Source organism: Brachybacterium sp. HMSC06H03 (genome assembly GCF_001807385.1).
Classification (GTDB): domain Bacteria; phylum Actinomycetota; class Actinomycetes; order Actinomycetales; family Dermabacteraceae; genus Brachybacterium; species Brachybacterium conglomeratum.
Window position 1 is genome coordinate 1 of the sequence record NZ_KV788663.1, and the last position, 1,830, is coordinate 1,830.

Annotated in this window: 1 protein-coding gene; it reads right to left on the reverse strand. The window is 73.0% G+C overall.

Annotated features, from left to right (window positions below; genetic code table 11):
* Window positions 1-73: 73 nt before the first annotated feature.
* Complete coding sequence (locus HMPREF3159_RS01965; protein WP_070499444.1) at window positions 74-1,501, reverse strand: mycothione reductase; 1,428 nt, start codon at window positions 1,499-1,501, stop codon at window positions 74-76.
* Window positions 1,502-1,830 lie beyond the last annotated feature (329 nt).

Sequence of the window (1,830 nt, forward strand, 5' to 3'; positions counted from 1 at the left end):
CCCGGGGCAGATGCCCCGGGCCGCCCCCGTTCCGTGCGCCGTGAGACCGACGGCGGTCGGTCCACGAGCCGGATCAGTCCACGAGCTGCAGCAGCGCGTTCTCGATCAGCTCGGGCATCGCCGGGTGGATCCAGTACTGGGTGGCGGCGATGTCGCGGGCCGTCTGCCCGGTGCTCATCGCCTGGATCAGCAGCTGGATCAGCGTCGTCGCCTCGGGGCCGATCAGGTGGGCGCCGAGGATCTCGGTGGTCTCCGCGTCCGCGATGATCTTCGCGAAGCCGGTGGTGTCCTCCAGCGCCCAGCCGTAGGCGATCGAGGCGTACTCCTGCACCGCCACGCGCACCTCGCGGCCGCTCGCGCGCGCGGTCTCCTCGTCCATCCCCACCCAGGCGACGTGGGGATCGGTGAACACGCCGCTCGGGACCGGCATCGTGTCGGAGCGCCGCAGCTGCTCGGGGTGCAGCACGTTGTGCCGCACGATCCGCTGCTCGTGGTTCGCGACGTGCTTGAGCTGGTGGGGGCTGGAGAGGTCGCCGAAGGCGAAGACGCCCTCGCGCACCTCTCCCCCGGCGAGGACGCGCTGGTACACGTCGACCTCGACGCGGCCGTCCTCGGCGACGTCGATCCCCGCGGCCCGCACGTCCAGCAGGTCGGAGTTGGGGCGGCGGCCGACGGCGACCAGCAGCTCCTCGGCCCGCAGCGTCTCCTCGCGGCCCTCTCGCGTGCCCCGCAGCTCGACCCCGTCGGCCGTGCGCCGGGCCGAGGTGGTGTCGAAGCCGGTCACCAGTCGCACCCGCTCGCCGAGGATCTCGGTGAGGCGCGCGGAGACGTCGGCGTCGGCGGCGCGCAGCACCCGCTGCGAGCGGGCGATCAGGGTGACCTCGACGCCGAGCGCGGAGAGCACGTGCGCCATCTCGACGGCGACCACCCCGGAGCCGAGGATCGCGAGGGAGGCGGGCAGCGCCTCCACGCGCATGATCGTGTCGGAGGTGTGCGGGGCGAGGTCCGCGAGCCCGTCGATCGGCGGGAGGACGGGGCGGGAGCCGGCGCCGAGCACGATGGTGTCGGCGGTGATCCGCTGCCGGCTGCCGTCGTTGCCGTCGACGTGCAGCTCCTTCTCCCCCACGAAGCGGGCGGTGCCGCGCAGCAGGGTGAGGTTCGCGTTGTCCTCGTGGTCGCGGCGGTAGGCCTCGCCGCCGGCGGTGATCGGGTCGATGCGCCCGAAGATGCGGTCGCGGATCGCCGGCCAGTCCACGTGCTGCAGCTGCGCGGTCAGGCCGAAGCGGGCCGCGTCCGCGGGGGTCGCCGCGAGATCCGCAGTGTGCACGAACATCTTCGTGGGGATGCAACCCAGGTTCAGGCAGGTCCCGCCGAACACGCGGTCGGGGCCGACGCCCCGATCGATCTGCACGATGGTGCGGTCGGCGAGATCGGGGCCCGGGAAGGAGTTCGCCGAGCCGGAGCCGATGAGGGCGATGTCGTAATGGGTCGTCTCAGTCACCGCCTCAGGCTAGCCCCGCGCCGAAGCCGATGATGTGGCCCAGATCCCCCATGGACCGTCAAGTCACACCAAGTCGCACCATGCTCGCCCGGCGCGGGCAAAACCTCGTTCAAAACGAGGGGGCGGCCCTTTCAACTCGGTGTTCCTCCCCGGGGCCCGGCTCCTACCGTGGATGCCACGTCCACAGCCCATCGGCCCGGCACCCGCCCCGCGGTGCGGCCGCGCGGCACGGGAACGGCCTCCCCGCCCGGGGAGTCGGGCACGATCCCCTTCCCCGAGGGTCGTCACCGCAGGACGCCCGGACCAGCAGGACCCCCGCCTCGCCCCGA